The 4,465-nt window shown below is 50.0% G+C and carries 4 protein-coding genes and 1 pseudogene; 3 read left to right on the forward strand and 2 right to left on the reverse strand.

Annotation, left to right across the window (positions count from 1 at the left end; translation table 11 throughout):
- A partial coding sequence (locus C7K08_RS11645) for a hypothetical protein (protein WP_153062423.1) occupies positions 1 to 340 on the reverse strand: 340 nt, incomplete at its 3' end.
- A 99-nt stretch (positions 341 to 439) separates the two neighbouring features.
- Positions 440 to 1,942, reverse strand: coding sequence for a ferredoxin--nitrite reductase (locus tag C7K08_RS11650; protein WP_106500773.1), 1,503 nt, complete (start codon positions 1,940 to 1,942; stop codon positions 440 to 442).
- A gap of 109 nt (positions 1,943 to 2,051) precedes the next feature.
- Here C7K08_RS11650 and C7K08_RS11655 point away from each other — a divergent pair, with 109 nt between their 5' ends.
- The 3 genes and pseudogenes from C7K08_RS11655 to C7K08_RS16470 all read left to right on the forward strand — a co-directional run.
- Positions 2,052 to 3,131 (forward strand): anthranilate phosphoribosyltransferase, encoded by a 1,080-nt coding sequence (locus C7K08_RS11655; RefSeq protein ID WP_241537233.1) that lies wholly within the window; start codon positions 2,052 to 2,054, stop codon positions 3,129 to 3,131.
- Positions 3,128 to 3,601: a nitrate reductase associated protein gene (locus C7K08_RS11660; protein WP_106500774.1), complete on the forward strand. Its 474-nt coding sequence runs from the start codon at positions 3,128 to 3,130 to the stop codon at positions 3,599 to 3,601. Before C7K08_RS11655 ends, C7K08_RS11660 begins: the two co-directional genes overlap by 4 nt.
- Positions 3,602 to 3,734: 133 nt before the next feature.
- Positions 3,735 to 4,465 (forward strand): annotated as a pseudogene (locus tag C7K08_RS16470) (CmpA/NrtA family ABC transporter substrate-binding protein); the annotation flags it as partial.

Genomic DNA, 4,465 nt, shown 5'->3' on the forward strand with positions numbered 1-4,465 from the left:
CAAGGGGCCAGGCCCCCAGCCCCCTAGCCACCCCCTCAAGGGCTGCCCGACGTAACAACAATGGTCCTGGCTGTAGAACTTGTTTCCGTAGAAATAGAAAATCTTGCTGGTTGCGTTGATATCCCAAAAGAGGCAAAAGCAATTGTTGTAATTGCTGGGAGGCATCGGGCCCAAGGGCATTACGAAGCAATTGAGCAGCGGCTGAACTGCGCTGATAACCAACCAAATCAGTGCAACTAATTAATTCAGCCTTTTGAAAATCTTGCTTGTCATCTGTTAGTTGAGCCAACCAAAGGGCGAATACTTCAAAGGCTTGGCTCTGGTTAAGTTTTGGCAGCATTGCTGCTAATTCATGGCGAAGCAAGGGCTGTTCACCTGCTTGGAGCTGTTGAAACCATTGCTGGGTTGTTAGCTCCTGGGAAAATTCCAGGCCGATGATTCAACCTCGCAAAACAGCGCCAAATTTCTCAACCAAAAGGGGCTTCAACTGATCTGCCAACTCAGTTAATGGAATCGCCTTGCCATAGAGCTCTGCCAGCTTTGGTGAGGCCCCCAAATCACCGCCTAGATAAACCTTAACTGCTTCTACCATTTCACCATTGTGCTTTGTTTTAGCGCCCATAAAACCGAGCTCACCCATGTAAGGCTGGCCGCAAGCATTGGCGCAGCCAGTCCAGTGGCTGCGTAGGGGGCGCTCTAACTGCAAAGTTAGCTCCAACTGTTCAAGTACTTTTTGAGCAGTTGATTTTGTTGGGATCATTGCAAAACTGCAATACTTGCTACCTGTGCAACTCACCGCCTCCGCCTGCAGRKGGCTGGGCTTGGGGCTAAAACGTAGTAATAGCGGTTCAGCAAGGAGCTGATCAAGTTTTTCATTGGGAATATTGGCTATCAATAAATTTTGCGCTTCTGTGAGGCGTATTTCTGAATTGCCGTAGGTGCGCGCCAAACGCGAAAGTTCAAACATTGAATCGGCATCAAGCCTACCCATGGGCACATGCAAGCCAAGCCAATGGAAATCCTTTTGAGCTTGCTGATTTACACCAAGGCAAGACCGGGGTGGTTGATCAACTAAATGACTGCCATCATGAACATGCACAGGTTGACCGTAGGCATCTAACAACTGCTGCCGATAAATATCAAACCCAAGCTGATCAATTAAATACATTAAGCGGCTTTTGTTTCGGGCCATGCGGTTACCATTTTCCTGGTAATGAAGCAACACAGCAAGGCTAAAACCAGCTAATTGCTCAGGCCGCAGCCACAGGCCAAGGGGTTTAGCTAGTTCATTGCGCTGGGCGGAAAAGAAACCACCAACCATAACGGTGAAACCCAATTCACCGGCATAAATAGAAGGCAGATAAGCAAGGTCGTTATGCAAAAGAAAACTATCTGCTGCACCGCCAACGGCCACATTGAACTTGCGGGGCAAATTACGCGGTCCATCAATTCCAAGTAACTCAGCCTGGATGGCATCCACCAATGGGCGGGTATCAATGAATTCATCGGGGTCGATGCCTGCAAGGGGGTTGCCTGTGATGTTGCGGGGATTGTCGTGGCCCGATTGTTTACTGGTTAGCCCCACTGTCTGCAACTGAGTCAAAAGCGGCTGCATATCTTCAAGCAAAAGACCGCGCAATTGCAAATTCTGACGAGTAGTTATATCAGCGCTTCCATGTTCACCACAACGATCTATGGCCTCGGCTAAAAGTTCAAGCTGGTGGCTATTAATAACGCCATTGGGTAAGCGTAGGCGCAACATGAATCGCCCTGGGGTTACGGGTCTAAAGAAGATCCCCAACCATTTCAAACGAATAGTTAGATCAGCTTCATCCAATTGCTGCCAGCCGGCATGGGCGAGTTGATCTAACTCAGCTTCAAGTTCCAAGCCACAACGCTCAGCCTTTGCCTGCTCAATTTTGCTTAATGCAGCAGCTGGCATGGCATTAATAAATCAACCTTGCCACTTTCTCTAGGAGTGCCCACCCGCTATGTGCCTTTTACTACCGAATCGCCAACGCTTTGAATAGTGGCTAGTTTCACAAACCCTGTTGACCCTGGCTTCCAACCGCGGCTCCAGCCTCAACCCTGCCCAGCAGCGCTTTCGGGAATTGCTTGGCAAGGTGGGCAGCGGTGAGCACACCAGCAGTGGCCTAAGCCTTAGCGAAGCGGAAGAAGCCATGGACGCCATGCTWGATGGCGTTGCAACTGATGCTCAATTAGGAGCATTTCTGATCGCCCACCGCATACGCAGGCCTGAACCCCAGGAGCTGGCCGGGATGCTGCGCAGCTATCGCCGCCAAGGACCTGTGCTCAGCAGCCCTGGCCGCCGCGCCATTTGCTTTGRAGTGCCCTACGACGGTCGCAACCGCACTGCACCGCTGCTGCCCCTAACTGCCATTGGGCTTGTAGCTGCCGGTGAAACGGTGGTATTGAGCGGCGGCAACCCCATGCCGGTGAAATGGGGAATAACGCTGGCAGAGCTAATGAATTGCCTTGGGCTCCCCTGGGGGAACCTAAAGCTTGAACAGGTGCAGCGATTGCTTCTTGAAGAAGGAATAGCCCTATGCCATCAACCCAATTTATTTCCAGCGGCAGAAAAGCTCACACCAATTCGCGACCAAATAGGCAAAAGGCCACCACTGGCAAGCCTCGAGCTGATCTGGACACCTCACCAAGGCAAACACCTTTTAATAACTGGCTATGTGCATCCACCAACGGAAGCAAGGGCGATAGCAGCTTTGTCTTTGGTGCAGGAAGATGATGTGGTTACGGTGAAAGGTCTGGAGGGATCAACGGATTTATCCCTTGGCCGAGCCTGCATCACTAGCCGTTCATACCAAGGCAAGCAGCAACGCCTGATCCTGCACCCGCGGGACCATGGATTTAAGGGAGCTGATCCAGCTTTYACCGATATGGAAACCTGGGCGGAGCAAGCAATTACGGCTCTCGGAGGCAGTGGTCCTATGGCAGAGGCACTGCTTTGGAACCTCGGAGCAATGCTTTGGATCAGCGATAACCAGAAGGATTTAAACAGCGGCATTAAAAAAGCAAAGGAACTGCTCGAAAGCGGAGCGTTATTAAAACGCTTGGGGCAAATCCAAAAAGCTCTAACAGCTGTTCAACTATGAAAAAAACGGACCGCCATTGCCGCATTTTCAAATTTGAAGCTGAATTCAGCGATAACTTGCGCTGCATACCGATGGCAGTGCGGCGCAAACTTGATTTATGTGGCCGCAAGCTTCGCCTGCAGCACTGGCTTGAACTGGGAGACGAGCAAAAAATGGAATTGCTGAACTGGGGCGATAGCGAGCTGGAGCTCCACAAGCTCGCTGATCGGCTGAAGGAATCCTGCAACGAAATAAACAGGGCAATCCAGGAGGAATGGCAGCAAATAGACCGAGTACCTGGTTTGATCGAAGAGGCATGCCTAGCTTCTAAGCAGCCGGTGCCAAACCTGCGGCAATGGCAACAGCTTGATGAACTTGAGAGATTTGCACTGCTGAAGCTTTGCAGCCCAGGCCATAGTCATAGCAACAGTAAAAGCCGGGGGAATCTGCCCCTCGCCCTCGGCGAATTCCTCGAAAACAAAATTACCTAGGTGATCGGTAGCGAATCACACAATTTGGCGCCCTGCAACGTGGTGTTCTTATGGGGCGGTCAGCAGTTGCGCCGCCCAAAACACCCGGCTGCAGTTTTCCAGACTCCGGGCTCAAACCACATTTACCATTGCCATGGGTTATTTCACCCGCCGTTATTTCGTAGTTTCTACAGCTACTTCAGCAATTTCACTGTTGCTTTCGCCTCTGGTTGCGATCGCCGCACCGGGTAAACCTGAAACCACAGAAGTTGAATTGGGCTTCATTGCGCTAACGGATTCAGCTCCATTGATAATTGCCAAAGAGAAGGGTTTCTTTAATAAACAAGGAATGACCGGCGTTGAGCTGAAAAAACAAACATCATGGGCTGTTACACGGGATAACCTTGAACTGGGTGGTTCCAGAGGTGGTATCGACGGCGCTCACATCCTTACCCCAATGCCCTATCTGCTTTCAACAGGAGCAATAACCAAAAGCAAGCAACCCTTACCTATGCTGATTTTGGCAAGGCTAAATACCCAAGGGCAGGCAATCTCYRGCTCWAAAGAATTTCTAGATGAGAAACTAAAAGTRAAGGCWCCCAATCTAATTGAAACTGTAGAYAAGAAAAATAAAACTGGCGATAAATTTAAAGCAGCGGTTACATTTCCAGGCGGYACCCAYGATCTRTGGATGCGCTATTGGATGGCAGCCAATGGAGTAGATCCCGATAAAAATGCCGATCTTGTGGTAATTCCTCCACCGCAAATGGTTGCAAATATGCAGAGTGGCACTATGGATGTATTTTGTGTTGGTGAGCCATGGAATGAAAGACTAGTTAATAAAAAACTAGGCTACACAATTACGCAAACAGGTGAGATTTGGAA

Source organism: Synechococcus lacustris str. Tous (genome assembly GCF_003011125.1).
GTDB lineage: Bacteria > Cyanobacteriota > Cyanobacteriia > PCC-6307 > Cyanobiaceae > Synechococcus_D > Synechococcus_D lacustris.